This window comes from Bacillota bacterium, assembly GCA_013178305.1.
Taxonomy (GTDB): Bacteria; Bacillota; Sulfobacillia; order JABLXB01; family JABLXB01; genus JABLXB01.
Window position 1 is genome coordinate 228462 of sequence record JABLXB010000007.1, and the last position, 24106, is coordinate 252567.

The 24106-nt window shown below is 63.1% G+C and carries 25 protein-coding genes and 1 riboswitch; of the genes, 22 read left to right on the plus strand and 3 right to left on the minus strand.

The window, feature by feature from the left end; genetic code table 11:
• Window positions 1-6: 6 nt before the first annotated feature.
• The 9 genes from rsmB to HPY55_13775 all read left to right on the plus strand — a co-directional run bounded on the left by rsmB (window position 7) and on the right by HPY55_13775 (window position 8827).
• Window positions 7-1434: a 16S rRNA (cytosine(967)-C(5))-methyltransferase RsmB gene (gene rsmB / locus HPY55_13735; GenBank protein ID NPV71681.1), complete on the plus strand. Its 1428-nt coding sequence runs from the start codon at window positions 7-9 to the stop codon at window positions 1432-1434.
• Window positions 1427-2497, plus strand: a complete 1071-nt coding sequence (gene rlmN, locus HPY55_13740) for a 23S rRNA (adenine(2503)-C(2))-methyltransferase RlmN (GenBank protein ID NPV71682.1) — start codon at window positions 1427-1429, stop codon at window positions 2495-2497. Before rsmB ends, rlmN begins: the two co-directional genes overlap by 8 nt.
• A complete protein-coding gene (locus HPY55_13745; GenBank protein ID NPV71683.1) occupies window positions 2487-3260 on the plus strand; it encodes a Stp1/IreP family PP2C-type Ser/Thr phosphatase in 774 nt (257 codons plus the stop codon). The genes rlmN and HPY55_13745 overlap by 11 nt, the downstream gene beginning before the upstream one ends.
• Window positions 3257-5125 carry a Stk1 family PASTA domain-containing Ser/Thr kinase gene (gene pknB / locus HPY55_13750; GenBank protein NPV71684.1) on the plus strand — a complete coding sequence of 623 codons (1869 nt, stop codon included), beginning with the start codon at window positions 3257-3259 and terminating at the stop codon, window positions 5123-5125. Before HPY55_13745 ends, pknB begins: the two co-directional genes overlap by 4 nt.
• 4 nt (window positions 5126-5129) lie before the next feature.
• A complete protein-coding gene (gene rsgA, locus HPY55_13755) occupies window positions 5130-6020 on the plus strand; it encodes a ribosome small subunit-dependent GTPase A (GenBank protein ID NPV71685.1) in 891 nt (296 codons plus the stop codon).
• A complete protein-coding gene (locus HPY55_13760; GenBank protein NPV71686.1) occupies window positions 6020-6697 on the plus strand; it encodes a ribulose-phosphate 3-epimerase in 678 nt (225 codons plus the stop codon). The genes rsgA and HPY55_13760 overlap by 1 nt, the downstream gene beginning before the upstream one ends.
• Window positions 6698-6712: 15 nt before the next feature.
• Window positions 6713-7621 (plus strand): hypothetical protein, encoded by a 909-nt coding sequence (locus tag HPY55_13765; protein NPV71687.1) that lies wholly within the window; start codon window positions 6713-6715, stop codon window positions 7619-7621.
• A 52-nt stretch (window positions 7622-7673) separates the two neighbouring features.
• Window positions 7674-7824: riboswitch (FMN riboswitch) on the plus strand.
• Window positions 7825-7903: 79 nt separating this feature from the next.
• Complete coding sequence (locus tag HPY55_13770) at window positions 7904-8440, plus strand: ECF transporter S component (GenBank protein NPV71688.1); 537 nt, start codon at window positions 7904-7906, stop codon at window positions 8438-8440.
• Between the two features lie 195 nt (window positions 8441-8635).
• Window positions 8636-8827 carry a 50S ribosomal protein L28 gene (locus HPY55_13775; GenBank protein ID NPV71689.1) on the plus strand — a complete coding sequence of 64 codons (192 nt, stop codon included), beginning with the start codon at window positions 8636-8638 and terminating at the stop codon, window positions 8825-8827.
• A 226-nt stretch (window positions 8828-9053) separates the two neighbouring features.
• Here the strand turns inward: HPY55_13775 and HPY55_13780 are convergent, their stop codons facing one another.
• A complete protein-coding gene (locus HPY55_13780) occupies window positions 9054-9239 on the minus strand; it encodes a hypothetical protein (GenBank protein NPV71690.1) in 186 nt (61 codons plus the stop codon).
• A 216-nt stretch (window positions 9240-9455) separates the two neighbouring features.
• On the opposite strand from HPY55_13780, the gene HPY55_13785 reads away from it, so the two are divergent.
• The 3 genes from HPY55_13785 to recG all read left to right on the plus strand — a co-directional run bounded on the left by HPY55_13785 (window position 9456) and on the right by recG (window position 13677).
• The gene (locus HPY55_13785) at window positions 9456-9815 is read left to right on the plus strand and encodes an Asp23/Gls24 family envelope stress response protein (protein ID NPV71691.1); all 360 of its coding nucleotides are present in this window, start codon (window positions 9456-9458) and stop codon (window positions 9813-9815) included.
• 16 nt (window positions 9816-9831) lie between these two features.
• Window positions 9832-11514 (plus strand): DAK2 domain-containing protein, encoded by a 1683-nt coding sequence (locus HPY55_13790; protein ID NPV71692.1) that lies wholly within the window; start codon window positions 9832-9834, stop codon window positions 11512-11514.
• A gap of 93 nt (window positions 11515-11607) precedes the next feature.
• Window positions 11608-13677, plus strand: coding sequence for an ATP-dependent DNA helicase RecG (gene recG, locus HPY55_13795; GenBank protein NPV71693.1), 2070 nt, complete (start codon window positions 11608-11610; stop codon window positions 13675-13677).
• Between the two features lie 52 nt (window positions 13678-13729).
• Here recG and HPY55_13800 read toward each other — a convergent pair whose 3' ends face one another.
• The gene (locus HPY55_13800; protein NPV71694.1) at window positions 13730-14692 is read right to left on the minus strand and encodes a GPR endopeptidase; all 963 of its coding nucleotides are present in this window, start codon (window positions 14690-14692) and stop codon (window positions 13730-13732) included.
• 402 nt (window positions 14693-15094) lie between these two features.
• On the opposite strand from HPY55_13800, the gene coaD reads away from it, so the two are divergent.
• The 4 genes from coaD to HPY55_13820 all read left to right on the plus strand — a co-directional run bounded on the left by coaD (window position 15095) and on the right by HPY55_13820 (window position 19344).
• Window positions 15095-15640, plus strand: coding sequence for a pantetheine-phosphate adenylyltransferase (coaD, locus tag HPY55_13805; protein NPV71695.1), 546 nt, complete (start codon window positions 15095-15097; stop codon window positions 15638-15640).
• Window positions 15609-16085 carry an ATPase gene (locus HPY55_13810; protein NPV71696.1) on the plus strand — a complete coding sequence of 159 codons (477 nt, stop codon included), beginning with the start codon at window positions 15609-15611 and terminating at the stop codon, window positions 16083-16085. The genes coaD and HPY55_13810 overlap by 32 nt, the downstream gene beginning before the upstream one ends.
• A gap of 222 nt (window positions 16086-16307) precedes the next feature.
• Window positions 16308-17693 (plus strand): hypothetical protein, encoded by a 1386-nt coding sequence (locus HPY55_13815; GenBank protein ID NPV71697.1) that lies wholly within the window; start codon window positions 16308-16310, stop codon window positions 17691-17693.
• Window positions 17694-17916: 223 nt separating this feature from the next.
• Window positions 17917-19344 carry an FAD-binding protein gene (locus tag HPY55_13820; GenBank protein NPV71698.1) on the plus strand — a complete coding sequence of 476 codons (1428 nt, stop codon included), beginning with the start codon at window positions 17917-17919 and terminating at the stop codon, window positions 19342-19344.
• Between the two features lie 24 nt (window positions 19345-19368).
• Here HPY55_13820 and HPY55_13825 read toward each other — a convergent pair whose 3' ends face one another.
• Window positions 19369-20238 carry a hypothetical protein gene (locus HPY55_13825; protein NPV71699.1) on the minus strand — a complete coding sequence of 290 codons (870 nt, stop codon included), beginning with the start codon at window positions 20236-20238 and terminating at the stop codon, window positions 19369-19371.
• Window positions 20239-20754: 516 nt separating this feature from the next.
• On the opposite strand from HPY55_13825, the gene HPY55_13830 reads away from it, so the two are divergent.
• The 6 genes from HPY55_13830 to HPY55_13855 all read left to right on the plus strand — a co-directional run bounded on the left by HPY55_13830 (window position 20755) and on the right by HPY55_13855 (window position 24023).
• A complete protein-coding gene (locus HPY55_13830; GenBank protein NPV71700.1) occupies window positions 20755-21075 on the plus strand; it encodes a nucleotidyltransferase domain-containing protein in 321 nt (106 codons plus the stop codon).
• A gap of 35 nt (window positions 21076-21110) precedes the next feature.
• Window positions 21111-21437 (plus strand): nucleotidyltransferase domain-containing protein, encoded by a 327-nt coding sequence (locus tag HPY55_13835; GenBank protein ID NPV71701.1) that lies wholly within the window; start codon window positions 21111-21113, stop codon window positions 21435-21437.
• A gap of 31 nt (window positions 21438-21468) precedes the next feature.
• On the plus strand, window positions 21469-21738 hold the full coding sequence (locus tag HPY55_13840; protein ID NPV71702.1) for a TIGR04076 family protein: 270 nt from the start codon (window positions 21469-21471) through the stop codon (window positions 21736-21738).
• Between the two features lie 43 nt (window positions 21739-21781).
• Window positions 21782-22096: a hypothetical protein gene (locus HPY55_13845; protein ID NPV71703.1), complete on the plus strand. Its 315-nt coding sequence runs from the start codon at window positions 21782-21784 to the stop codon at window positions 22094-22096.
• 237 nt (window positions 22097-22333) lie between these two features.
• Window positions 22334-23584, plus strand: a complete 1251-nt coding sequence (locus HPY55_13850) for a hypothetical protein (GenBank protein ID NPV71704.1) — start codon at window positions 22334-22336, stop codon at window positions 23582-23584.
• A gap of 4 nt (window positions 23585-23588) precedes the next feature.
• A complete protein-coding gene (locus tag HPY55_13855; GenBank protein ID NPV71705.1) occupies window positions 23589-24023 on the plus strand; it encodes a peptidase M56 BlaR1 in 435 nt (144 codons plus the stop codon).
• The last annotated feature ends 83 nt before the right edge of the window (window positions 24024-24106 follow it).

Genomic DNA, 24106 nt, shown 5'->3' on the forward strand with positions numbered 1-24106 from the left:
TAGGGATTGGCTTTGGGCTTGTCTTCGGCGAGGGATGTGGCCCTGAACGTGCTCCAGAGGGTTGACGTGCACGGAGCGTACGCGGACATATCCCTCGATTCTTTTCTAACCAGGTTCTCCCCGAGCCCGCCCGACAGGGCGCTGGCGACGGAGCTGGTCTACGGCGTCTGCAGGCGGAGGAATAGCCTCGACTGGGCGGTCGAGTCGGTGAGTTCGAGGCCTGTTTCGAAGATGACGCCGTGGGTGAGGAACGCGCTGCGTATGGGGGCGTACCAGCTACTGTACCTCGACCGCATACCCGCCGCCGTGGCCACCAGCGAGACCGTCGATCTCGTGAAGAAATACGGACACGCGGGGACCGTGAAATTCGCCAACGCGGTCATGAGGGCCCTGGCATCGAGGGTCCGGCAGCTGAGGGCGGAGTTGACCCCGGCTACGGTCGCGGAAGACGCCACGGTCGCCACCGGCGTGGCCGGCGCGCCCATCACCCCGGACGTCAGGCGGCTTTCGCTCGTTTACTCTCACCCCGAGTGGCTGGTGCAGCACTTCATTGAGGAGCTCGGTATGGCCGGGGCGATGGCGTTCATGGAGTCCGACAACTCGGTCCCTCCGCTTGCCGTGAGGGCGAACACGCTCAGGATTACGGTGGACGGGCTCAGGGCCAGGCTCGCGACCGAGGGAATCGATGCGGAGCCGTGCAGGTACGCGCCCGACGGGCTGGTGATAGCGCCCGGCGCGCCCTATGCGGTGCTTTCGGCGCACCGAGATGGCCTGATGCAGGCGCAGGACGAGGGGTCGATGCTCGTCGCGTACGCACTGGAGCCGAGGCCCGGCGAGTTCGTGGTGGACGCGTGCGCGGCGCCCGGGGGCAAGACGACTCACGTTGCGCAGCTCATGCGGAACCGCGGGCGTATCGTCGCCTGTGACATACACCTGCAGCGCCTGGGACTCGTCCGGGAGCTCTGTGACAGGCTGGGGGTCACGATAGTCGAGGAACTCGCCTGCGACAGCCGCGACCTTGGATCGTGCCTGGGCGGGGGCACCGAGGTCGACAGGGTGCTGGTCGACGCGCCGTGCACGGGCCTCGGCACACTCAGACGCAGGCCGGACGCCAGGTGGAGGAAGGAAGCGCGGGACGCAACGCGTATGGCGGAACTGCAGCTCGGGATTCTACTGTCGGCCGCCAGATGTCTCCGGCGGAGTGGCGTCCTCGTATACAGTACGTGCACCATCGGGAGGACCGAGAACCAGGACGTGATCGAGGAGTTCCTGAAGCGGGAACCGCAATTTGTGGTTGACGACGTGAGGCCTGCGTTGCCGGCTGCGCTGCGCGGCGACGTTTCGCCGCGGGGCTGGTTACAGCTACTGCCGCACAGGCACGGTACGGACGGGTTCTTCATTTGCAGGCTGAGGAAGGTGTCGGCAGGTGGCTGAGTCAGGCGGCAAAGAGCGACGAACGGAGTTGCTCGGCCTCACGCTGGCCGAAGCGCGGGAATTCTTCGAGCGGTCGGGCCATCCGCCGTACAGGGCCGATCAGGTGTTCGACTGGGTTTACTCCAAGCGGCGCGAGGACCCGCGTGAGATGACGAACCTGCCGCTGGCTCTGAGGGAATGGCTCGCCGGCGCGATCGTTATCGGCCTGCCCGGGGTCGTCACGTCAACCCGTTCCCGCGATGGAGGGGCCACGAAGTACCTGTTCGGGTTGGCCGACGGCAACGCGGTCGAGGGCGTGCTGATGCGGCACGACTACGGGCTGACCGCGTGTGTGTCGTCGCAGGTGGGGTGCAAGATGGCCTGCGGATTCTGCGCGTCGGCCGCCGGCGGATTCGTGCGCAACCTTGGCGCGGCCGAGATGGTCGGGCAGGTTACGTCAATCAACCGCGCGCTCCCGCCCGATCGAAGGGTGGCGCGTGTCGCGCTTATGGGGTCGGGCGAGCCGCTCGACAACTATGCGAATTGCCTGAGGTTCATAAGGATCATCAACGAACCGGCCGGCTTGAACATAGGCATGCGCCACATCACGCTGTCGACATGCGGGATCGTGCCCGGCATCAAACGCCTGCAAGGCGAGGGCCTGCCCATTACTCTTGGCGTGTCTCTGCATGCCCCCAACGACGAGCTCAGGTCGCGGCTCATGCCCGTGGCCGGGCAATACCCGCTCGGCGAGCTCGTGGCCACTTGCCGCGACTACGCCAATGCGACGGGCCGCCGGGTGAGCTTCGAATACGCGCTCATTGACGGGGTCAACGATGGCCACGAGCACGTACGCGAACTCGCGCGGCTCCTCAAGGGCGGGTTGTTCCACGTTAACCTGATCCCCTATAATCCGGTCGAGGGCAGGCCTTTCAGGACGAGCCCCCCTGCTAAAGTGAAGGAGTTCATTTCGCTGCTAGAGAATATGGGGATCGCCGTAACGGTCCGCCGCGGCTTCGGCACTGATCTGGACGCCGCATGCGGGCAGCTCAGGCGGAGGAGGGGGAGCGCCGGTGGAGTATAGCGCTTTCACTCACCAGGGTCTCGTCAGGCCCGGCAACGAGGATTCCTACTGTATGGCGCGGCTGGACGGGACGCCCGGGGCCGTACTGGCGGCGGTGGCCGATGGTATGGGTGGCCACGAGGGCGGCGAGGTCGCGTCGAGCATTGCCGTCAGCGTCACCGAGTCAGTGGTCTCGTCATCCTGGAACTCCATAAACCCCCACCCATCAAAAGACGAATACTACCTTGCGCTCGTGTTCTCAGGCGCCGTGGCGGCGAACAGGCGTGTTCACGAGGAGTCCCTCAAGCGATTCGGCAGGGCCTGCATGGGGACAACCCTTACCGTCGCCATCGTCAAGGGAGACATGCTGTACGTCGCTCACGCGGGGGACAGCCGCGCCTACGTGGCCAACGGCACCGAGATCCGCCAGATCACGGACGATCACTCGCTAGTGGGCGAGATGGTCCGTGGCGGGGACCTGACCGAGCGTGAGGCAATGATACATCCGAGCAGGAACATACTCACCAATGCCCTGGGCACCAGCGAAGAACCAAGGGTCGACCTGTACAAGGCGAAACTGTCCACCGGGGATACGGTAATCCTATGTACAGACGGGCTGACGAATCTGGTCTCCAAAGAGGAAATCCAGCGCGCCGTCAACACGACCGCGTCGCTTGACGACCTGGTGAGGGCGCTAGTTGAGCTTGCGAACTCCCGCGGGGGATACGATAATACGACCGTTGTGGCCATCCGGAGCACGCAAGGGGGTGAGCTCTCGGCGTGACGATGATAGGCAGGGTACTCGGGGGGCGGTACGAGATCCTCGAGAAGGTGGGCGGCGGCGGGATGGCCGTCGTGTACAAGGCCTACGACAAGTACCTGAACAGGAGCGTTGCGGTCAAGGTCCTGCGCTCGCAGTACGCGAGCGATGAGGACTTCGTAAGGCGCTTCAAGAGGGAAGCGCAGGCCGCGGCCAGCCTGTCACACCCCAACATCGTCAACATCTTCGACGTTGGGGAGATAGACGACACCTACTACATCGTCATGGAGTACGTCGAGGGCAGCACCCTCAAGCAGGTGATCAACTCAAAGGGCCGGCTGGCCCCGGTGCAGGCGCTGAGGATCGCCCACCAGATATGCGAGGGCCTGGAGCACGCGCACCGGCGGCACGTCATCCACCGCGACATCAAGCCGCAGAACATCCTGATTGCCCGGGACGGCCGGGCCAAAGTCACGGATTTCGGCATAGCGCGCGCAGCCACGGCCTCTACCGTAACTCACACGGGCACGGTCATCGGCTCGGTGCATTACTTCTCGCCCGAGCAGGCGAGGGGCGGGTTCACCGGCGAGCGCTCGGACGTCTACTCCCTCGGCGTCGTCATGTACGAGATGGTCACGGGCAAGGTCCCGTTCCAGGGGGACAGCCCGATCAGCATCGCCCTGAAGCACATGCACGAGGAAATCGAACCGGTGAAGAAGGTTACACCGGACGTGCCGGACAAGGTCGCGCTGATCATATCGAGGGCGCTGCGTAAGAGCCAGTCCGACAGGTACCAGACGGCCTCCGACATGCTCAGGGACATCCGGGAGGCGATGGCCTCGATGGGCGAGTCGGCCATCGCTGTCACGGCGGACACCGGACTGACGGATCCGGAAGAGCCGGAACCCGAGGAGGACCGCCAGGCCACGCGGGTCAAGATCAGGCGGAGGCGGAACTTCGGCTGGCTCAAGTGGCTCATCCCGCTCGTCATGCTCGCCGGCATTGGGGGATACGGCGCGTGGACGATCATGAACTGGATGAACGTCCCGCCGGTCGAGGTCCCGCCGGTCGTCGGTAAGACCCTGAGCGAGGCGGAAAGGATAATCCTCGACCGCGGGCTGGTTCCATCGGTGGTGGCGGAAAAATACGATGACAAGACGCCGGTCAGCCACATAATATCCCAGATGCCCGAGGCGGGGGAGAGCGTGAAGGCCGGGAGGACCATCAGCCTCGTGGTGTCCAAGGGTCAGGAGTTCACGCTGGTGCCCGATATAACAAACAAACCGCTACGCGACGCTGAAGTGCTGCTGGCGACGGCAGGTCTGGACGTCGGGGCGGTCAGAATGATCTACCACGCGACCCTTCCCGAGGACACGATAATCTCTCAGAATCCGCGGAAGGACACGCGAGTTACCAAAGGTACGCTGGTGGATGTCGATATCAGCAAGGGCCCCGAGCCCGCCGCGGTAGCGGTCCCGGATTTCGTGGGCGAGTCCGTGCAATCGGCCGTCCAGAGGATAGCCTCACTCAACCTGGCGCAAGGCACGATCACCGAGAAAGACTCGCCCGACCCCGCGGGCCTCGTCATCTCACAGGACCCGCCGAAGGGCTCCGAGGTAAGGCAGGGCACGGCGGTGAATCTGGTTGTGAGCCGGGGGCCGGGATCGACCCAGGTGAGAAAGAACACCATCGAGATCGAGGTGCCGGACCGGCCGGTGCCTGTCGACGTGAAGGTCACCGTGGAGGACCAGTCCGGAGTAAGGCTTGTTTACAGGGCCAAACACGAACCGAAGTCCAAGGTGCAGGTCGAAGTCTATTGGCAGGGTCCCGAGGCGAAGGTCAGGATATTCTTCGACGATATCCTCTCGAGGGACCTGGTGCTCAAGTAGGAGGGTGGGGTCGGCGAACACCGGCAGGGTGATAAGGTGTCACTCCAACTTCTTCGACGTCCTGCTCGACGGAGAGGTAGTGCGCTGCGTACTCCGTGGGCGGCTCAGGCTGGAGCGCAGCGAGGTACTCGCCGGTGACTGGGTCGAGACCGTGGGGGCCCGGGACGGGTCCCACGTAATCCAGCGAGTGCTGGAACGAAAGAACGAGCTCGCGCGCCCGCCCGTCGCGAACGTGGACATGCTCCTCGTGGTGTTTACCCTGAGACAACCCCCTTTGAACCTCGCCATCGTGGACAGGCTCCTCGTCCTCGCGGAGGAATGCGGGCTCGAGGCGGCGTTGTGCATGAACAAGGCCGACATATACAGCCCTGACGAGGTCAGTCCCGTGCTGAACTCTTACGCTGCGACACCGTACAGGCTGATCGTCGCCAGCGCGCGCACGGGGCAGGGTGTCGCCGAGGTGCGAGACGCTCTGAAGGACAAGGTCTCGGTGCTGGCGGGGCAATCCGGCGTGGGGAAATCGAGCATCCTGAACGCCCTGATACCGGGGATGGGGCGTGAGACCGGGGAGGTTAGCAGGAAAACCGGCCGGGGCCGCCATACCACAAAGGGAGTCGAGCTGCTGGTGCTTCCAGCCGGCGGGTTCGTGGCGGACACGCCGGGTTTCGCAAGACTCGAACTCGAGGCTGTGGACAAATCCGCCCTGGTGGGGAGGTTCCCGGAATTCGAGGCGTTCCAGGGCATGTGCAGGTTCTCCAACTGCGTGCACCGTCAGGAACCCGGGTGCGCCGTCAAGGAGGCCGTCGTGGCCGGCCGGATAAGTGCCTCGCGATACGGCAACTACGTACTCATGCTGGACGAGGCGGAGATGAAGGAAGACCGGAGGTATCGTTGATGTCGGAAGCCAGTGCAAGGCCGGTTAAGGTGGCGCCGTCGGTGCTCCTCTGTGACTACGGGCGCCTCGCGGACGAGATAGCGAGCGTGGAGGCGGCCGGAGCGGACCTCCTGCACCTCGACGTGATGGATGGCAGGTTCGTCCCGAACATCACGTACGGCATGCCCATAGTCGAGGCGATAAGGAAGTCCACGCGTTTGCCGCTCAACACACACCTCATGATAGTCGATCCCGGGCGGTTCGTAAGGGAATTCGCGGACCTGGGCTCCGACATAATCACGGTACACGTGGAGGCCTGCCTCCACCTCGACAAAACTCTCAGGGACATCAGGGAGTGCGGGGCGAAGGCGGGCGTGGCGATAAGCCCCGCGACGCCGGTTTGCGCGATAGAGGAGGTCCTGCCGCTGATCGACGCTGTGGTAGTCATGAGCGTCAACCCCGGGTTCGGGGGGCAGAAATTCATCGAGGGCGCGGTCGACAAGACCAGGCGCGTGGCGAAGATGGTGGCGGGAATGCCCGTCGAGATCGAGGTGGACGGCGGCGTGAGCGTCGAGACGGCGAAGCGGGTGTGGGATGCGGGGGCAACGGTGCTGGTGGCGGGGTCTGCCGTTTTCCGCCGGCCCGACAGGAAGGCCGCCATCGAAGACTTGCGGCGCGCCGCGATCGCCGGCCTGTAGCAGGGGGTGCAGTGTATGCCGGGGTCGAACAGGACGATGAGGTCCTTACTGCTCGTGGTCGTCGCCGTGATCATATTCGCGAACTTGTTGTTTCTGGAGGTGGCCCAGTGCGTGGAGGGGACCACCCTGAAGCCCGCCTTCATCCTCGGAGTGCTGGACCACCCCGCGTTCTACCAGAAGGCGCGCGACGTGGTTGTCACGGAACTCCTGCAGTCGTTCGGCGCGATACCCGCTGAGGCTCGCCGCATACTTCAGTCCGCGATGTCCGAAGCGATCACACCGGAACTAGTCCGCGAGCAGGCCGCCGTGCTCGTGCCCGTGGCCCTGAAGCTGCTAAAGGACCCCGCGGCGAAACCTGAGCTCAACGTTGACGTGACTCCATTCAAGACTGCCATCACCCGGGTCGCCGCGAGACAGCCGGCGATCGTGGCTGCGCAGGTGTCCAGGGCGACCCAGGCCCTACCCGACGGGATCGACCTGGTCAAACAGCTCATGTTGAACCCGGCCGAGGTATCGGCAATACTAGGGCGGTATCAGGATTTCCGGCAGGACGTCTCAAGATCGATCATGTTCCTGGGACTGGCCGTCATCACTTGCGTGTTGTTGGCTGGCCGCCGCGGTTGGGGGCCGTGGCTGGGAGCGCCGGTGCTTCTGAGCGGCGTTTCGGTTGCGGGCATGGCCTCGCTCGGGCGCGCGCTGATCAGCGCGCAGGTGTCCGCGGTCGTGGCAACAGCCGTCAAGCGGGTCCCCACGATCGGCCCCAGCCTCGACCCCACGATCACGGGCGCCCTTGCTGAGAACGCCGTCGCCGGTTTCTCGAGGGCGCTGTTCCTGACGGGGACCGTGGCTGCGGTTGCGGGCCTTGCACTCGTCGCGGTCTGGGCCGCCGTGAGCAGGTCCGAGCGGCAGGCGGCCGCCCGTTAAGTCATGGTTGACCTGCGTGGAACAGCGGTGTATACTCTCGCTTGAAAAGTGAATACTCCTTCGGGGCCGGGTGAGAGGCGAGAGCCTTAATTCCCGACCGGCGGTGATGCCCCTGGTGGGACTAGCGCCGCGAGCCGTGTGTAGCGGCAGACAACGGTGAGAAGCCGTGGCCGACAGTACAGTCTGGATGGAAGAAGGATGGTATGGTGTTTGTCGTTTCGGCCCCGGAGACTATTCCGGGGCCTTGCGCGTGCCCCGGGGATGAAGGGGAGGCGCGTGGAAATGCGTGGAGACGTTACCGTCAAGAGGATCGTGCGAGTGGGATTCCTGGGCGCGGCGGGAGCGCTGCTCATGCTGGCCGAATTCCCGATCCTGCCCTCGGCGCCCTATCTGAAGTGGGATGCGGGCGATGTGCCGGCATTGCTCGGCGCGTTCGCGATGGGACCGGTCGTGGGGGTGGTCATCGAGCTGGTGAAGAACACGGTGTGGCAGCTGACCGGCAAGAACGCCACCGGCATCGTCGGGTGGACGGCCAACTTCCTTGCCGGAGCGTCGCTCTGCCTCTCGGCGGGCATCGTGTACCGCTCCTGGCGAACGAAGGCGGGGGCACTCGCGGCTATGGTGGTGGGGGCGCTGGTGATGACCGCGGTGATGACGGCGGCGAATGCGCTCGTGTTCTTCCCGCTATGGGGGATCAAGGGCGACGCGGTCGGCAAGATGCTGGTCACGGCCTCGATCCCGTTCAACCTGTTAAAAGGACTGCTTACGTCGGTGATAACGTTCGTCATGTACAAGAAGGTCAGATCGTATCTCGTGTGAGGTTGTGTCAGGTCGCGTGATCTCGCGTGCCTTGCCCCGCGCGGACGGCGGTGCGGGCGCGGCATCGCCGCGGCTACGGGGCTTGTGCAGGCTTGTGCAGCTTGCGCTTGAAGGCCGGCGCCGGACGTGATAATATCATCCTGTTGACCTTGAGGGGCCGGTTTAGACGGCCGCGATCTAGTGGAGGTGCCTCTGGTGGGCCGGAAGTGCGAGCTGTGCGGCAAGACCGTTAGTGTGGGACACAGTGTGAGTCATTCGAACATAAAGACCAAGCGTACGTGGTCTCCGAACATCCAGCGGGTGAGGGCGCTCGTAAATGGAGTCCCGCGGAGGCTGTATGTGTGCACGAAGTGCCTCAGGGCCGGGAAAGTCACCCGCGCCGTTTGACGTAGGGCTTGCACCAGCGTGCCGGCCGGCGAAGTTCGAACGACCAGTCTGAATGACAGCGAGGCCGGGACTCAAATCCCGGCCTCTCGACGTTTCCTGGCGCCGGGCGCAGGCTATTTTGGCCGCTTTCGCGCAAACATCACCGACATCGACTGCACGACCACCCCCAGGGGCCTGGGTAACCGGAAAACGTAAACCTTCAACTCTCGGGACCCCCTTTCAGCATTCATGGTTTGGAGTACATCACCGCTCCCAGCCAGGCCAGTCCCGCGCCGGCCACGGATAGCCACACCCAGAACGGGACGTTTTTCAGGAGCACGATGGCGCCTATGAGCACGAGGAAAGCCCCCATCGTCTTGCGCTGGGTCTTATCCCCGCGGAGCCTCGGGACCAGCCTGCGCTTCAGGCGCATCGTGTCCACACCTCGCGCCAATGATCACCGCGCCGCCAGCGCGCGGCGTTGTATTATATTCGCGCTCCGGGATCGGTGACGCACCGCGCGTGGGTGCTCCGCCGTCACGACGCCCGCCCTTCTCCAGTGCTGACGCGCGGGGCTGGGAGGAAAACTACGGGAAGGAAAGAATCTTTCCAGCGTTTAAGGGGTCTCGGCTCTGGGAGGCTTTGGGACATGGACAGGGAAACCTCCAACCAGTTCGGAAGGCTCGTACTGTCCGAGGAGGTCATAGCGACGATCGCGGGCGTGGCGGCGACCGAGTGTTACGGCATCGTCGGCATGGCCTCCCGCAGGGTTGCCGACGGGATCGCGGAGCTCCTCGGACGCGAGAACCTCGCCAAGGGCGTCGAGGTCACGCTCGACGGTAACAAGGTAAACATCACCCTGAACGTCATCGTCGGTTACGGCGTGAGGATTTCCGAGGTTGCCCGCAACGTCATCGACAAGGTGAAGTACACGGTTGAGGGCGCTACCGGCCTCGCGGTGACCAGGGTCAACATCAACGTGCAGGGTGTGAAAGTTAACCGCAAGTGAGGAGGCCGCCGTTTAGTTGGATTCCGCGGTTATAGAAGGATCGGATTTCAAGAACCTGATGAGCCGCGCGTCGGCAGTTCTCGAGGAGAACAAGGCGGCGGTCGATGCCTTGAATGTGTTTCCAGTGCCCGACGGTGACACGGGCACGAACATGTGCCTTACGATGAGGGCCGCTGTCGCCGAAATGCAGAAAAGCGCCTCGACCGGCGTCGGCGACCTTGCCGACGCGGCCGCGATGGGGTCGCTCATGGGGGCGCGGGGGAACTCCGGGGTCATCTTGTCGCAGATATTCCGCGGGATAGCGAAGAGCCTCAGCGGCAAGCATACCGCCTCGGCACCGGACATCGCCCGGGCCCTCCAGGAGGGCGTGGCGACCGCATATAAGGCCGTCATGAGGCCGGTTGAGGGAACGATCCTCACGGTCGCGCGCGAGGCCGCCGTGGCGGCGTTGACAGCCAGCAAGCAGGGGGGCGGCGTTACGGCGGTGTGGGAAGCCGCCCTGAAGCGCGCTGAGTGGATCCTCGAACGCACGCCGGACATGTTGCTCGTACTGAAGCAGGCGGGCGTGGTGGACGCCGGGGGCAAGGGGCTGGTGTACATCTTCACGGGCGTCGTTGAGGCGTTGCGTGGGACCAGGGTGGACCGCGCCGCCGGGAGAGTCGGGGTGGAGGCGGGGCCGCAACCGGCGGTCAGGCTGCGCGCCACTGAGGCCCATATCACCGGGAAGATGGGGGACATCAGGTTTCCCTACGACACGCAGTTCCTGGTGAAGGGCAGCGACTTGAACACGGACGATATCCACAAACGCCTGGACCCGCTCGGCGACTCGCTGCTCGTGGTAGGGGGCGGGGGCGTCGTCAGGGTGCACATCCACACGGCGAACCCGGGGCGAGTGCTGGAGGCATGCCTCGACTACGGCGCACTGAGCGGCGTGACCATAGACAACATGCGCGAACAGCACGAGGCATTCGTGAGCGGCCAGGGGCCTACCGCGGAGGCGGGCGGGGACGGACACGGTCCGGTGGGTCCGGCAGCGGGCCGCGCCGCGGCGGGTGTCGTCGCCGTGTCGTTCGGCAAGGGGCTTACGGAAATATTCAAGAGTCTCGGCGCGCACGAGGTCATCAACGGCGGGCAGACGATGAACCCGAGCACCGAGGACGTACTCAACGCGATTCGAAGGGTGCCTGCCGAAAAGGTCATCATGTTGCCCAACAACGAAAACATCATTCTCAGCGCCAAGCAGGCGAAAAAGCTGTCCGGGACCAAGGTGTACGTCGTGCCTACGAAGACCATACCGCAGGGGATAGCCGCGCTCCTCGCGTTCCAGGAGGACGCCACGATGGAAGCGAACCTGCGCAGGATGGCCAAGGCCGTCCGGCAGGTGAAGACGGGCGAGGTCACTTACGCCGTCAGGAACAGCAAAGTCGGCGGCGTCGAGATAAACTCCGGCGACGTACTCGGGATTTGGGACGAAAACATCGCCGTGACGGGGAGCTCGCCTGATGAGGTGCTCGTCGAACTCGCCGAGCGGATGGTCTCTCCCGATGACGAGATCCTGACCGTGTTCTACGGGGACCTCGTCGAGCAGAGTCAGGCCGAGAAACTGGCAGGTACCCTCCGCGAGCGATTCCCCGCGCTGGAAGTCGAGTTCCAATTCGGCGGTCAGCCTCTTTACTACTACATCATGTCGATCGAGTAGATACACATCGAGCAAATGTCCATCGAGTAAAGCCGGTAAGGCCAGCAATACCCCCGGTAGGCGGAGCTCGAAGAGCCACAAGGAGCGACGCGCGTGCCCGAGCGAGGTCTGGACACCAGCATACAGTACGTCCGCGGAGTCGGCCCCGGCAGGGCCGCACTTTTCGGCAGGCTCGGCATCTCCTCGGTCCGCGACATCCTCAATTATTTTCCCGTCCGCCACGACGACAGGACCCACATCGCACTCATCGCCCACCTGGAGGACGGCGCTATCCAGACCTTTAAAGGGCTGGTCAGGGGCTCGTCGGACTCGCGCCCCCGCCGCGGGCTCGTCGTCACGAGAGTGGCCGTGAGCGACGGTAGCGCCGTCGCCCACCTCATGTGGTTCAACCAGCCATACATGGGCAAGCGGTTCAGACCTGGGACGTGGTTCATATTTACGGGCAAGGTGGAGCGCAAGTACGGCCGCATCCAGGTCACGGGCGTGGAGTACGAGGAGCTCGGCCGCGACGACCAGACGAACACTGGCTGCCTGGCCCCGATATATGGCTTGACCGGGGGGCTCAGCCAGCGGACCGTGCGGGCGGTGGTGAGGGCGGCTCTCGACCAGTTCAGTCAGCAGATCGGTGACACCCTGCCCGCGGCCATAAGGGCGTCGAGGGGCCTCGTGGAACTGCGGCAGGCCTACGAGGGGATCCACTTCCCCGGTACCCAGGAGGCGCTGGTTTCGGCCAGGCGCCGGCTGGTGTTCGACGAGTTCTTCTACCTGCAGGTAGCGCTCGCGTGGATCCGGAAGCGAAACTCGTCCAGCCGGAGGGGAGTAGCCCACGCCCCTCCGGGGAGCCTGGTCCGCTCAGTGCTGCGTGGCTTGCCCTTCAAACTTACACGGGCGCAACTCAAGGTGCTCGCCGAAATCGGCGCCGACCTGGAAAGCCCGGTGCCGATGAACAGGCTGCTGATGGGCGACGTTGGGTCCGGCAAGACGGTGGTGGCTGCGCTCGCCCTCGCAAGGGCTGTGGAGAGCGGGTACCAGGGTGCTCTCATGGCGCCTACCGAGATCCTTGCCGAGCAGCACTACGCCAACCTCGAGCGGCTGCTGGGGCCCGCCGGAATTCGTGTAGTGCTGCTGTCGGGCGGCCAGGCACCCTCCGAGAGGGAGGCCGCCATCCGCGCGTTGTCGGTGGGAGACGCTCACGTCGCGGTGGGCACCCATGCGCTGATCCAGGAGGGCGTGGATTTCAAGGCGTTGAGCCTGGTCGTCACCGACGAACAGCACAGATTCGGCGTCAGGCAGCGGGCGGCGTTGCGGGCTAAGGGCATCATGCCGGACGTCCTCGTCATGACCGCCACGCCCATACCTCGTACTCTCGCGCTCACCGTGTTCGGCGACCTCGACGTCTCCGTCATCGACGAGTTGCCGCCGGGCCGCAAGCCCATCAAAACGATGTGGAGAAAAACCGATAACAGGGAGAAGGTCTACGGCTGGCTCCGTGGACAGGTTGACAGGGGGAAGCAGGCCTACGTTGTATGCCCGCTGATCGACAACTCCGAGGCGGTGTCGGCCCAGGCGGCGACAGAACTCAGGGGAGAACTCGCGCGCGGGGCGCTGGCCGGCATCGAAGTCGGGCTGCTACACGGCCGCATGAAGGGAGACGACAAACGATCCGCAATGGATTCATTCAAGTCCGGCCGAACGCGCGTGCTGGTGGCGACCACCGTGATCGAAGTGGGTGTGGACGTCCCGTCGGCCACCATCATGATCGTCGAGGGGGCAGAACGCTTCGGCCTCGCCCAGCTCCACCAGCTCCGCGGCCGCGTGGGTAGGGGGGGCGAGCAGTCTTACTGCGTGCTGCTGTGCAATGCGTCAACCCCCGAGGCCGAGCGCCGCATGGACGTGATGGCCTCCACCACCGACGGCTTCAAGATCGCCGAGGCCGACCTCGAGATGAGGGGCCCCGGCGAGTTCTTCGGCGTCAGGCAGCACGGCCTTCCGGACTTCAGACTCGCCAACCCCGTCCGCGACCTCCCGGTGCTGGAGGAGGCGCGCGGCGAGGCATTCCGCATCGTGGAAGGGGACCCGCCGCTCGAGGAAGCCCCATATGCCGCGATCAGGATGGAGGTCGCCAGGAGGTTTTCCGACCTCGGGCTGTTCAAAGTCGGCTAGACCCCTGGGTGTGGCGGCCGGCGACCGCCCGGCGCTGTCGCGCAGCACCGCTCTACCGCAGGTAGTCCATTACCTCGCTCTCCTCGATGCCGGGGTGAAGCGCGCCGTTCAGCCCTCCCCCGATCACCTTTGCCACCTCTTCGATGTACATGTCGATCTCCTTGGGTGTGACCACGAGGTTGCCGACGACCCCGCTCAGCACTTCCTGTATGAGATCCCTCTTATTGATGGCCGCGAAGGGCTGCATGAACCTCATGTACTGTACCTGCTGGGCCATCGTGCGCGTCAGGAGGTCGATCGTGTTCGCGGCAATCGTAACCGCGTGGACCACCGTTGGCACGCCGACCGCGATGACGGGGATGCCTATGGTCTCGCGGTTGAGCCCCGGACGCTTCGTCCCGAGCCCGGACCCGGGCCGGATTCCCGTATCAGCTATCTGTATGGTAGTCATGATTCGCTCGACGTCCATCGCCGCGAGCGCGTCTATTGCGATTATCGCGTCGGGTTTGAGGTTCTGGATGATGCCGTGGATTATCTCGGTCGTCTCTATCCCTGTGATCCCGAGCACGCCCGGCGACAGGGCGGATACCGGGCGAAGGCCCTGTACGAGGTCGGGAGGCAGGAATTCGCCAAGGTGTCTCGTGACCAGCACCTTCGATGCGACCCTCGGGCCGAGCGAGTCCGCTATGGCCCTCCAGTTTCCGAGGCCGACCACGAATACGTGGGCGGGTCCCGGCAGGGGCAGGATCCTCTGCAGCTCCTGCGCTATTACCTGACTCACTTGCTGGCTGTAGGCGGGGTTGCGGTGCTTGAGGTGGGGGGCCTCGATTGTGATGTAATTCCCCGGGGCCTTTCCGATGTTCTGCGAACCCATGTCGGTAACGTGGACCCTCGTGATCGAAATGCCTTCCAGAGAGGCCTCGTCAACGGTGACACCCGGCACGTCGCCGCCCGTCTGGCCCCTCAGCCGCTGTGTGGCCTCGATGGCGAGGTCGGTCAGCAAATGGCCTTCAATCTCGAGAGGGTTGCAGGTAGACTCGTTTCCGGCGGAACGACCGCCGGTGCTCTGTCCGTCAGCTGGGGGCATTAGTCGATCCCACCTTGTCACATTAATGGAGGAGAGCCGTGCAGTATCGTCGAATCATGGGTCGGTTTCGCTTCCCCACGGCGCTTCTCGGGACTCCCACCCACAGAAGTAGAAAAAAGTGCGTTGCGCTAGTGAGGCGCAACGCCATGGGAGAGGAGAAACCGGAGGAAGAGCCTATGGGGGAGGGTTTTCGACATCGGATAGTGCGTCGTTCACTGGTGCATCCAAGACTCTCGCGGTGACTATTGTTTTCGACAGTGTAGGATAATATGCACGTTTTGGAGAAATCGCTGGATCAAATTGAAATCCCGGCAGCTAGGGGGATCAAGGGTGAGGATAGCGGTTTGCCCCGGCAGTTTCGACCCGATTACGTGCGGGCATCTCGACGTCATCGCACGGAGTGCCCCGCTCTTCGACCGTCTCATCGTGACGGTTTTCGTGAACCCCGTGAAGAAGCCGCTGTTCACGGTCGAGGAACGGGTGGAGATGATAAGGGAGGCCGTCGAGGGCCTCCCGAATGTCGAAGTAGATTCGTCGGACGGGCTACTCACCGAATATGCCCGGCGCAGGGGCGCGTGCTGCATCGTCAAGGGGCTGCGCGCGGTCTCGGATTTCCTGTTCGAATTCCAGATGGCGATGGTCAACAAGTACATATCCCCCGAGATCGAGACTGTGTTTGTGATGACGTCGGCGAAGTACTCATATCTCAGCTCCAGCATAGTGCGCGAACTTGGACAGTTCGGCGGCACACTGAAAGGATTAGTTCCGCCAGGCGTCGAAAAGCGGGTGAGGGATAAGTTTACCGTGGATTATGACGGGTCCCGCGGTTCGGGAGGCGATTCGTTTGGATGCACTGGCCCTTCTGGACAGGCTTGAAGCACTGATCTCAGAATCCGCCAGGGTACCCCTCACCAACAAGGTTATCATCAATGAAGACGACGTCTACGCGCTGATCGACGATCTGAGGGCCACCATTCCCGAAGAGGTCAAGCAGGCCAAGTGGGTTGTCAAGGAGAGGGATCGCCTGCTTGAAGAGGCAAGGAAGGACGCCGAGGGGATCGTCAGGGATGCCCAGTCACAGGTCGCGCAGATGATCGACGAATCTTCGATAACGGCCCAGGCGAAGACCCAGGCCGACGAGGTGGTCGCCCACGCGCGGAGACTGGCGCAAGAGATCCGCCAGGGCGCGAACGAGTACGCCGCCACCGTCCTTGAAAAACTCGAGTCGCACCTGGCGCGCACTGTGGACACGGTCCGCGCCAGCAGGGCGATGTTGTCAGGGGAAACTGCGGCACCGCACTCCGCAGTGGACGACAAGTAAAGAAGTGCTCCTCGCAGTGGAAGACCGCGAAAGACCGCCCGGCAAGCACGTTGCCGGGCGGTTGGTTTTGTCGACACCCCCGGACAGCTCGCGCGTGGAACACATTATGTCGACACTGCGTCCATTGAAAAGAATGAACCGCGTGCCGCCGCAATATGAGGTAGTCGGCGGTATGCGCCTGGACCGGATGGGTATCCGGCGTATATCAGAGGGGGGTTCCCTATGAGGTTCCTGAAGAGGAGACTGGCACCGGTCGTCCTGATCGCATTCTTAATTTGCACGGTGATGGCGGGCCCCGCGGCCGCGGAACCGGAGGTGCGCCTCACCACGTATTTCACGCTGAGCACTGAAGACCAGTTCTACCTGGTCCCGGTCGAGCTTTCCGTGCCGCAGACGGCCCGTCGGGCCGAGAAAGCGCTCGAACTGCTGATCTCAGGGCCACCCGCCGGCGGTCCGCTGTACGGACTCCTGCCGAAGAACACACGCCTCCTGGGCTACAGGCTCGAAAACGGCACGGCCTATGTCGACTTCAGCCGCGAGATAATGGAGGCGAACGTGGGCTCCTCCGGCGAGGCGCTGCTGATCGACTCTATCGTGCTCACGCTCGCAGAGTTCCCTGGTGTGAAGCGCGTGCAGATCCTCGTCGAGGGCAAGCAGCCGGGGTCAATCGGCGGCCACATCGAGATCACCGGCCCCATTTCCACGGAAAACGCATATCAGAGGTCCAGGTTCATGGGGTTCGCCGACGCCGCAGGTCACTGGGCCGAGGGTGAGATCACCGCTTTGTACGCCGCGGGGATCCTGGCGGGTTTCCCCGGGGGCGGGTTCCGTCCCGAGGACACGGTGACGAGGGCGCAGTTCGTGAAGATGGCAGTGAAGGCGGCGGGGATCGAGGAACCGCGGGGCGGGGCCGCGCCGGGGGGCGCCTCAGGCGTGATGGTGGGATTCACGGATGTGCCCGCCGGCGCGTGGTACTGGTCGTACCTCGAGGCGTCCGTGGGCCACGGGATAGTGGTTCCCGGCGACTACGGCGGGGTTTTCGGGGCCGACACGCCGATCACCAGGCGTGAGGTAGCGATAATGCTGGTACGCGCCAGAGAGCTCGAGCAGCAGGCTGCGGACCGGCGCGGCGCTTCCCTGCCGTTCGCGGATACCACATCGCAGCCGGACTGGGCCAAGGGGTACCTCGCCGTGGCCCTGGAACAGGGCCTGATCAAAGGGTATCCCGGTGGCACGTTCAGGCCTTATGGACACCTGACCCGCGCCGAGGCGGCCGCCGTCATAAGCAGATTCATGGGGCTTGGCGGGCCAAACGTATTCTTGTTGGCTCCCGCTGGCGGCTCGCGCGTCAAGGACAGGGTGTTGGTCTTCGGTGTGGCGCGCGTCTTCGAGGCGGCTATGGAGGTGCGTCTGAAGGACGGCGACAGGGTAGTTAGACAGGTCTTCACGACTGCCACAGAGGGTGCGCCCGGGTGGGGTGCGTACGCGGCCATCCTCAACATCCCATCCGGGGCGTCCGGCACCTTGACAGTCGAAGCGTTGACGCACAGCCCCAAAGACGGCTCGGAGCAGGATGTAATCTCCCGGCAGGTCAGCGTCGAGCGTTGAGCGCTTCCGGCTAAACGGCCGGCCGGCCCGCAGGCCGCCTGGCCGGCGCCAGGCTAACCGCCCCCGTGAACATCCCCGGGGGCGGTTTTCGCTTCCGGGAGGATTTGCCTGCAGGGGCGTTGAACGGGAGATAACCATCTGAGCGGCCGGCCACGCGCCGGCCGCGTGCTCCACGTTTCTGGACAGACAACAGTCATTAGACCGGGCTACGGGGGGTAGGGATTTGTCGGCCAAAGGGTACGCAAAGGTAACCGGCACAGTGGTTTCCGAACTCAGGCGGATCTGCGGGGACCGCAACGTCATATTCGGCGACGAGCAGGGGCTCGTTCCGTACGCCAGCGACGAATCGGGCAAGGAGTATTTCGCCATGCCGGAGGTGGTAGTAAAGCCGCAGGATGCCCAGGAGGTCGCCGCAGTGCTGAGACTGGCAAACGAGGAGCTGGTGCCGGTAACCCCCAGGGGCGCTGGCAGCGGGCTGGCCGGCGGAGCGATCCCGCTCTACGGGGGGATCGTGCTCTCCACAGAGCGGATGCAGCGGGTACTTGAGATCGATTCCGCAAACATGGTCGCAGTGGTGGAGCCGGGGGTAATCACAAACGACCTGTGCAAGATGGTCACGGAGAAGGACCTGTACTACGCCGGATACCCGATGAGCCTCGAAACCTCCACCATCGGCGGCAACGTCGCGTGCAACGCCGGCGGCGGCACCGTGATCAAATACGGGAACACCGGCCACCACGTTCTCGGCCTGGAGATAGCGCTGCCATCGGGCGAGGTGCTCGATCTCGGCGGCAAGCGACGAAAGGACGCCAACGGTTACAACCTCGTTCAGACTGTCGTGGGCTCCGAGGGCACCCTGGCGGTCATCACGAGGGTCATCCTCAACCTGCTTCCAGCGCCGGGCCCGAGAGCGAGCCTGCTCGCCGCGTTCTCCACGGTAGGCGATGCGGCCTCCTCGGTGTCCCAGATTATCACGGCCCTCAGGAATCTGCCCGTGTCGATCGAGTTCATGGACAGGGCTACCGTCGACGCGGTCTCCAGGTTCCTGAACGACAGGCTTCCCTCCCAGGACGAGACCGAGGCGTACCTCCTCGTGCAGGTCGAGGGCGCCACGGAGGCCGAGATGGAGAGTATGTACGAGACCGCCGGTGAGACGGCGTTCAACGCGCAGGCCATCGAGGTGTTCATTATGGACGACCGGCCGAAGGTCGAGCGCGTGTGGAAGTTCAGGCAGAGTGCGCTGGAGGGACTCAGGGCGATAGACCCGACGCTCCACAGCGAGGAGGTCGTCGTGCCCACGTCATTCGTCCCTCAGGTCTGCGGGAATATTAGAAAGATATGCGCCAGGGAGAAGGTAGTCTGCGGCGTTCACGGCCACATAGGTGACGGCAACCTTCACCTGGGGATTATCCGCCCGGAGCATCTCAGCCCCGAGCAGTGGAAGGAGAAACGCCGCGCGATCATGGCCGAGATCTACGAGTCCACGAAGGAGTACGGCGGGGCCATCAGCGGTGAGCACGGCGTTGGTTTTGTCCGGCTTGAGTTCGAGAAGATGATGAAGAAGCCGGCCGAGTTCGATCTCATGAGGCGGCTGAAGGCGGCCTTCGACCCGAACGGTATCCTGAACCCGGGGAAGGTGTTCCCGGAGTAGAAGAGCCCAGGACAGATCGTTTGACTACCGCCGCGGCCTCGAGTGACCGAAGTACACCAGCCGTGGAACCGGGGGCCGCGCGAGCGCCAGGATGAGGCCACAGAGCAGCAGAATGACCGAAAGCAGGCCGAACCTTACGCTGAAGTGCTGCAGGCGGGCCGCCCAGGCGTACAGCGCCGGGGCACCAGCAGGGGCTGCAGCCGGCGGGATGGGCGCGAAGACCGGCGCCAGCCTGGCCATTGCGGGCCACGCCGGTCCCATGATCAGCAACGTGCACGCGGCCGCCAGCACGGCGTGCAGGAACCTCGCGAACACGTAGGTCCCCATTCGAATGTCTGTCCCCTGAGTCACCGCCGCCACCTGCGCGTGGACTGATAGGCCGCTCCAGGCGATTACCGCGCTTGCCGCCATCACTCGGTCGACCATGGGGACAGCCGCCTGGCTCGCCGCCTGCGTCCCCATCGTTATCTCGAACACCCCCTTGACCAGCGAAGGAACGACGGCTGCGTTCCATTTCAGCGGCGCGAGGGCTAACGCGAGCGCGGCGGAGATGGTGTCCACGGCGCCTACTATGCTCAGGATGCGGATTATTACGGAGAAGAGTATTATGAAGCCGCCTATGAGCAGGAGCGAGTTGATGGAGTCCCTGATGGCGTCGCCCATGATCTTCCCGAATGGCCTGCCGTCCTTTTTCCTGGCGCCGCTCATCACGTGGAACGCCCGCAGCAATATGTTGCCCCTGTACGGCGACTCCAGCGGCCGGCTGACGTCGTGGCCCCGACCGAAAATGCCGAGGAGCAGGCCGACCATTATTACTGACACGTAGTGCGCGGCCACTATGATGAACCCTACGGAGATGTCGTTGAACATCCCGACGGCTACAGCTCCCGTCATGAACAGGGGATCTCCGATGTTAACACGGTTAAATATATTGCCATGGAGGCCATACCTACCGACACTGACTACCGCTGAGTGGGGGCCGGTCCTGCCGGCTGGCATCCGTTTACCCGCGACGGATCAGGGTCCTCCGAGCTTTTCAGCATCATCGGCGCTTTTACGGATTCCCCTGCGTGTCCTCATCGGTTTCTCACCGAGACCACGCTGCCCCACATTACTCAGTGAAGTTAGAGGGTCGGGTTTGCACCCGGTCCATCGTGGTTGGCAGGCTCAGTCTGACCGGCGGAGGCTAGAGCTACCCATGCGTTGCCATGCCGCCGGTGTCATCTTAGCATGAGCGGTTCCACGATGGCTACTGGTTGGCGGGGGCGGACCGCCTTAGGGCCGGTCCCGGGGAACGGGCAGGGGAAAGCGGTCGTCAGTCAAATACTACCATGCAGGAATGGGTTCAGCCCGGTCCCAGGTTGGAATCTCCACCGCCGAACGCCTCAAGGAAATCGAGGAGTTGAGGACATGGCTGCTCAGCAAACCCAAAAGCTGATCTGTGAGATCGCCGGGAAATACGCAGAGGTGCTGCGACGTAAGATACGGCTATCCCGTCTCTACGTATGTGGCTCTTACGTAACTGGCGAACACGACGATGATAGTGACATTGACATTGCGGTGGTAGCTGACGGCTTGACCGGCGACGTCATCGAGGACACCTTCACTCTTATGAAGCTGCGTCGCGAGGTGGATATGCGCATAAAACCGCATCCGTTCTTGACATCCGAGTTCACAGAGGAGAACCCGTTGGCGCGTGAAGCAATGCGCACGGGGATACGGATAGTCTGATTCTTCGTTAGGCCGACGACGGAGGAGACAAGGCGATGGCTCGAGTCGATGCTGTGACCGAGGCGCGTGCTCGTCGTGCGATTGAGGTCCTGTCGCGCAGTTCCAAGGTCGCCGCCGCGTATCTATTTGGTTCGCACGTTGACGGGACTGTCCATCCATGGAGCGATATCGATCTGGCTGTATTCGTAGAGAACCTGGACACACTCGATCTTTGCGATCGGGCTCGTGTCGCCGCGAGAGTCCAGAAAGAGGCCGGGGATGAGGTAGACATTCACCTGCTGCCGGCTGAAGACCTCATGCAAGGAGATCCCGCAGGTTTTTCCGCCTGGGTTCTTACTCATGGCGTCAAGATACGGCTGTGACCACGTGTCTACCAAGCGGGAGGGTCGGATTGTGAACGACGTGAGAGTTGAGGTCGTCGAGGTCAAGGGGGACTGTTCGGCCGGCCTGAAGGTCGGCGACGGGTTCACGCTTCGTGATGGGGTCCTGATCGAGCCGAATGGGCCGCTGTGTGTTTACGCTGTTGCGGCCTTGAGCAACTACCTTACCAGCATCTCCTTCGAACGACCAGATTCAGGATGGATTACCGGGGTTGATAGACTCCAGTGCCCGGATCCCATGAACACCGTTGCATTTCGAGTCATTCGTGTGAACCGCGAGTAAGATACCATCTGAGAGATTGCTTTCCTCCGGCAGGGGAGAGGGATTGAACATAGGCACGCCCAAGATCTCGCCGGGCTTAGATGGGCTTGGCCTGACAGACAAGGGAGGGTGTCCTGAGAGGGAGGTTCGCGCTGTCATCTCCTTCGGCATTGCGAGTCCTGCCTTGGCGCCGTTGCTCTACTTCATGTATCTTTGCAGATTGCCCCGCAAAGGTTCGACAGCGATGCATGACATGGTTATCGCAGGGTCCATACTGCTCTTTCTTGGGCTGGCAAGCGGCTACATGGCTTCCCCCACGCTGAGGCGCTCTCTCGTCTGGCTTCCTGGGTTATTAACTGTGGACCTGACCGGCGCCTGAGCAGTGTCTATCATACACACCAACAGTCCACGACTCGAATGCGCCTTCCTCCTTTCCCAAAATCTCACCAACGAAAGCGCCGGGCTTCGACATTTATGGGTCTACCCACAACTAGTCTGGGTATTGAGGCTACCGTTGCTCCCAAGACACGCGCATCAGCCATCTCGTGGGGAGTGAGGGGTTACACTGCCCATATTATGTGTCTGGTGATTGATGTGGCAGGGCGAAGGGGCTGACATGAGGCGCGCAGGGTACGTCGTGGCTGCCTTAACGGGCCTAGCGGTCTTGTTTACGTGGGTATGCCTCCATTTCTCCGGTACACGCGACTCCTACAAGGCAGAGCCAGGTCGAGCTGTTGCAGGGGACTATCCGGGGGTTCGAGTCATCGAGGCTATACGATACGCTGGGGACTGGAGGGTCCAAGTGGGTGAGTTGAACGCGATCATTCTGGCGGAGAAGACCCCTGACAGTTGGGCCACCCTCATGGAGCGAGCCTTAGTGGTCGAGCCGTCAGACGCCGAACGGGGGAAGGCTGCTTCCGACAAGGATGCGGTCTGGATCGATTCAATTGTGGCGAATCGCATCGATCCCGGCATCTTGCGAAACCTGTTGAAGGACGGTAAGTACCTCTACTTCTATGGCGAGGGCGCGACAACGCCTGCAGTGGCAGAGAGCATAGGCCTGGACCTACCGTTCCGAGAGGAGTGCGATGCGCGGTACCAACAGATCGGCTGGGGTGTGAGAATGGTACATTCACCGAACGTATACCACACCAGCGCGGTCTTTTCTCTGACGGAGCCGGATGCAACCGAGACTCTATCAGCAATGGTGCAGCAGACATCCATAGTCTTGTCCGAGTACGGAAAGGATCCGAACAGCGCAGGCAGTGACATGGATTCAGACTGGCCCCTGGAACACAGCGCTTGTTACATGTGGGACTTCGGTCCCTGTGGAAGGTTTACCCTTGTCAAGAGGATCTACCACGATCACTCCGAAGCCGATTCCAGCGCAGACTACTGGATTACGGAGGACAACTGTATAACAAGCGCGGGCTATGCGGTATGTGGAACCCGCTGGGAGGTAAAGCGTCTCCATATTGAAGACGCGGTGGATCCCGGCGCTGATGCCTGGAGTAGGAGGATTGGGGCGACCGATCCCCAGAGTGCCGGAGAGTCCTCCGTGGCCATGGTACCCGCTGGCGGTGGGTTCTCAACACGTCCAGGTTGGTGTTTTCCCACCTATGGGACATCCGTAATCAACAAGAGCAGTCTGCCGGATTCGGGCCGGTGGGCGGTCTCCTACCGGCTGGGCTCGCAGGCGGCAAGGGGCATTCATCTCACTTGTCCAGGCGTCGAGGCAGTGGAGAAGCCGGAGTGCGGCGGATTCGGTCACAGGCTGCGGTTCACGGTCGGTTTCACCATGTTCGGACTGCTCCATCGCGAATACTCGAGTTTCCTGGATACGACTCTCTCTTGTGCAGGGGGATAGCGAAATGCGACTCAAGCCGCGTGGGGTACGAACAGTAGTCTTCGGCGTGGCTCTTGTTGCCGGCGTGTTGTTGGGCACGCTCGGTTTTCGCGATACAGCAGGTGTGTATCTTAACCAAGGCCTCGCGCCCGTTCCCGTCTACCCGAGGAACGAAAACGGCCAGACGTATGGTTCTGCGGCGTACGCCACTTCTCCGGACACAGAGCCGGATTTAATCGCGGCACCTGGCGTGGATGGTACTCTGGGGTATGTGCGGAAGGTGGACCTAGACGGACCACCCCCGAAGACGCCGGACGAATCTCTAGCCCCACAGCGCCGAGCGGGGGGCAGCATTCGCGTTCGCTACATTCCCCTCTATGCCGTTGATGGCGAGACTGTCATTGGCGTGTTTAAGATTACCACCGGACAAGGGATGGAGCTTTCAGCAGGAGCCGACTAGTCACCCGAGATCCCTGGCCAAGGACTAGGCATCCGCACGAGCGTCAGATTCCAGTCCCTAACGTCCATCGGCGCCTCCGCCTA

Excerpts from the sequence above, each read along its gene's own strand:
- HPY55_13760 (NPV71686.1), top strand. The coding sequence starts at position 6,020 with ATGTCGGAAGCCAGTGCAAGGCCGGTTAAGGTGGCGCCGTCGGTGCTC.
- HPY55_13765 (NPV71687.1), top strand. The coding sequence starts at position 6,713 with ATGCCGGGGTCGAACAGGACGATGAGGTCCTTACTGCTCGTGGTCGTC.
- HPY55_13770 (NPV71688.1), top strand. The coding sequence starts at position 7,904 with ATGCGTGGAGACGTTACCGTCAAGAGGATCGTGCGAGTGGGATTCCTG.
- HPY55_13780 (NPV71690.1), bottom strand. The coding sequence starts at position 9,239 with ATGCGCCTGAAGCGCAGGCTGGTCCCGAGGCTCCGCGGGGATAAGACC.
- HPY55_13785 (NPV71691.1), top strand. The coding sequence starts at position 9,456 with ATGGACAGGGAAACCTCCAACCAGTTCGGAAGGCTCGTACTGTCCGAG.
- HPY55_13815 (NPV71697.1), top strand. The coding sequence starts at position 16,308 with ATGAGGTTCCTGAAGAGGAGACTGGCACCGGTCGTCCTGATCGCATTC.
- HPY55_13825 (NPV71699.1), bottom strand. The coding sequence starts at position 20,238 with ATGACGGGAGCTGTAGCCGTCGGGATGTTCAACGACATCTCCGTAGGG.
- HPY55_13830 (NPV71700.1), top strand. The coding sequence starts at position 20,755 with ATGGCTGCTCAGCAAACCCAAAAGCTGATCTGTGAGATCGCCGGGAAA.
- HPY55_13835 (NPV71701.1), top strand. The coding sequence starts at position 21,111 with ATGGCTCGAGTCGATGCTGTGACCGAGGCGCGTGCTCGTCGTGCGATT.
- HPY55_13850 (NPV71704.1), top strand. The coding sequence starts at position 22,334 with ATGAGGCGCGCAGGGTACGTCGTGGCTGCCTTAACGGGCCTAGCGGTC.
- HPY55_13855 (NPV71705.1), top strand. The coding sequence starts at position 23,589 with ATGCGACTCAAGCCGCGTGGGGTACGAACAGTAGTCTTCGGCGTGGCT.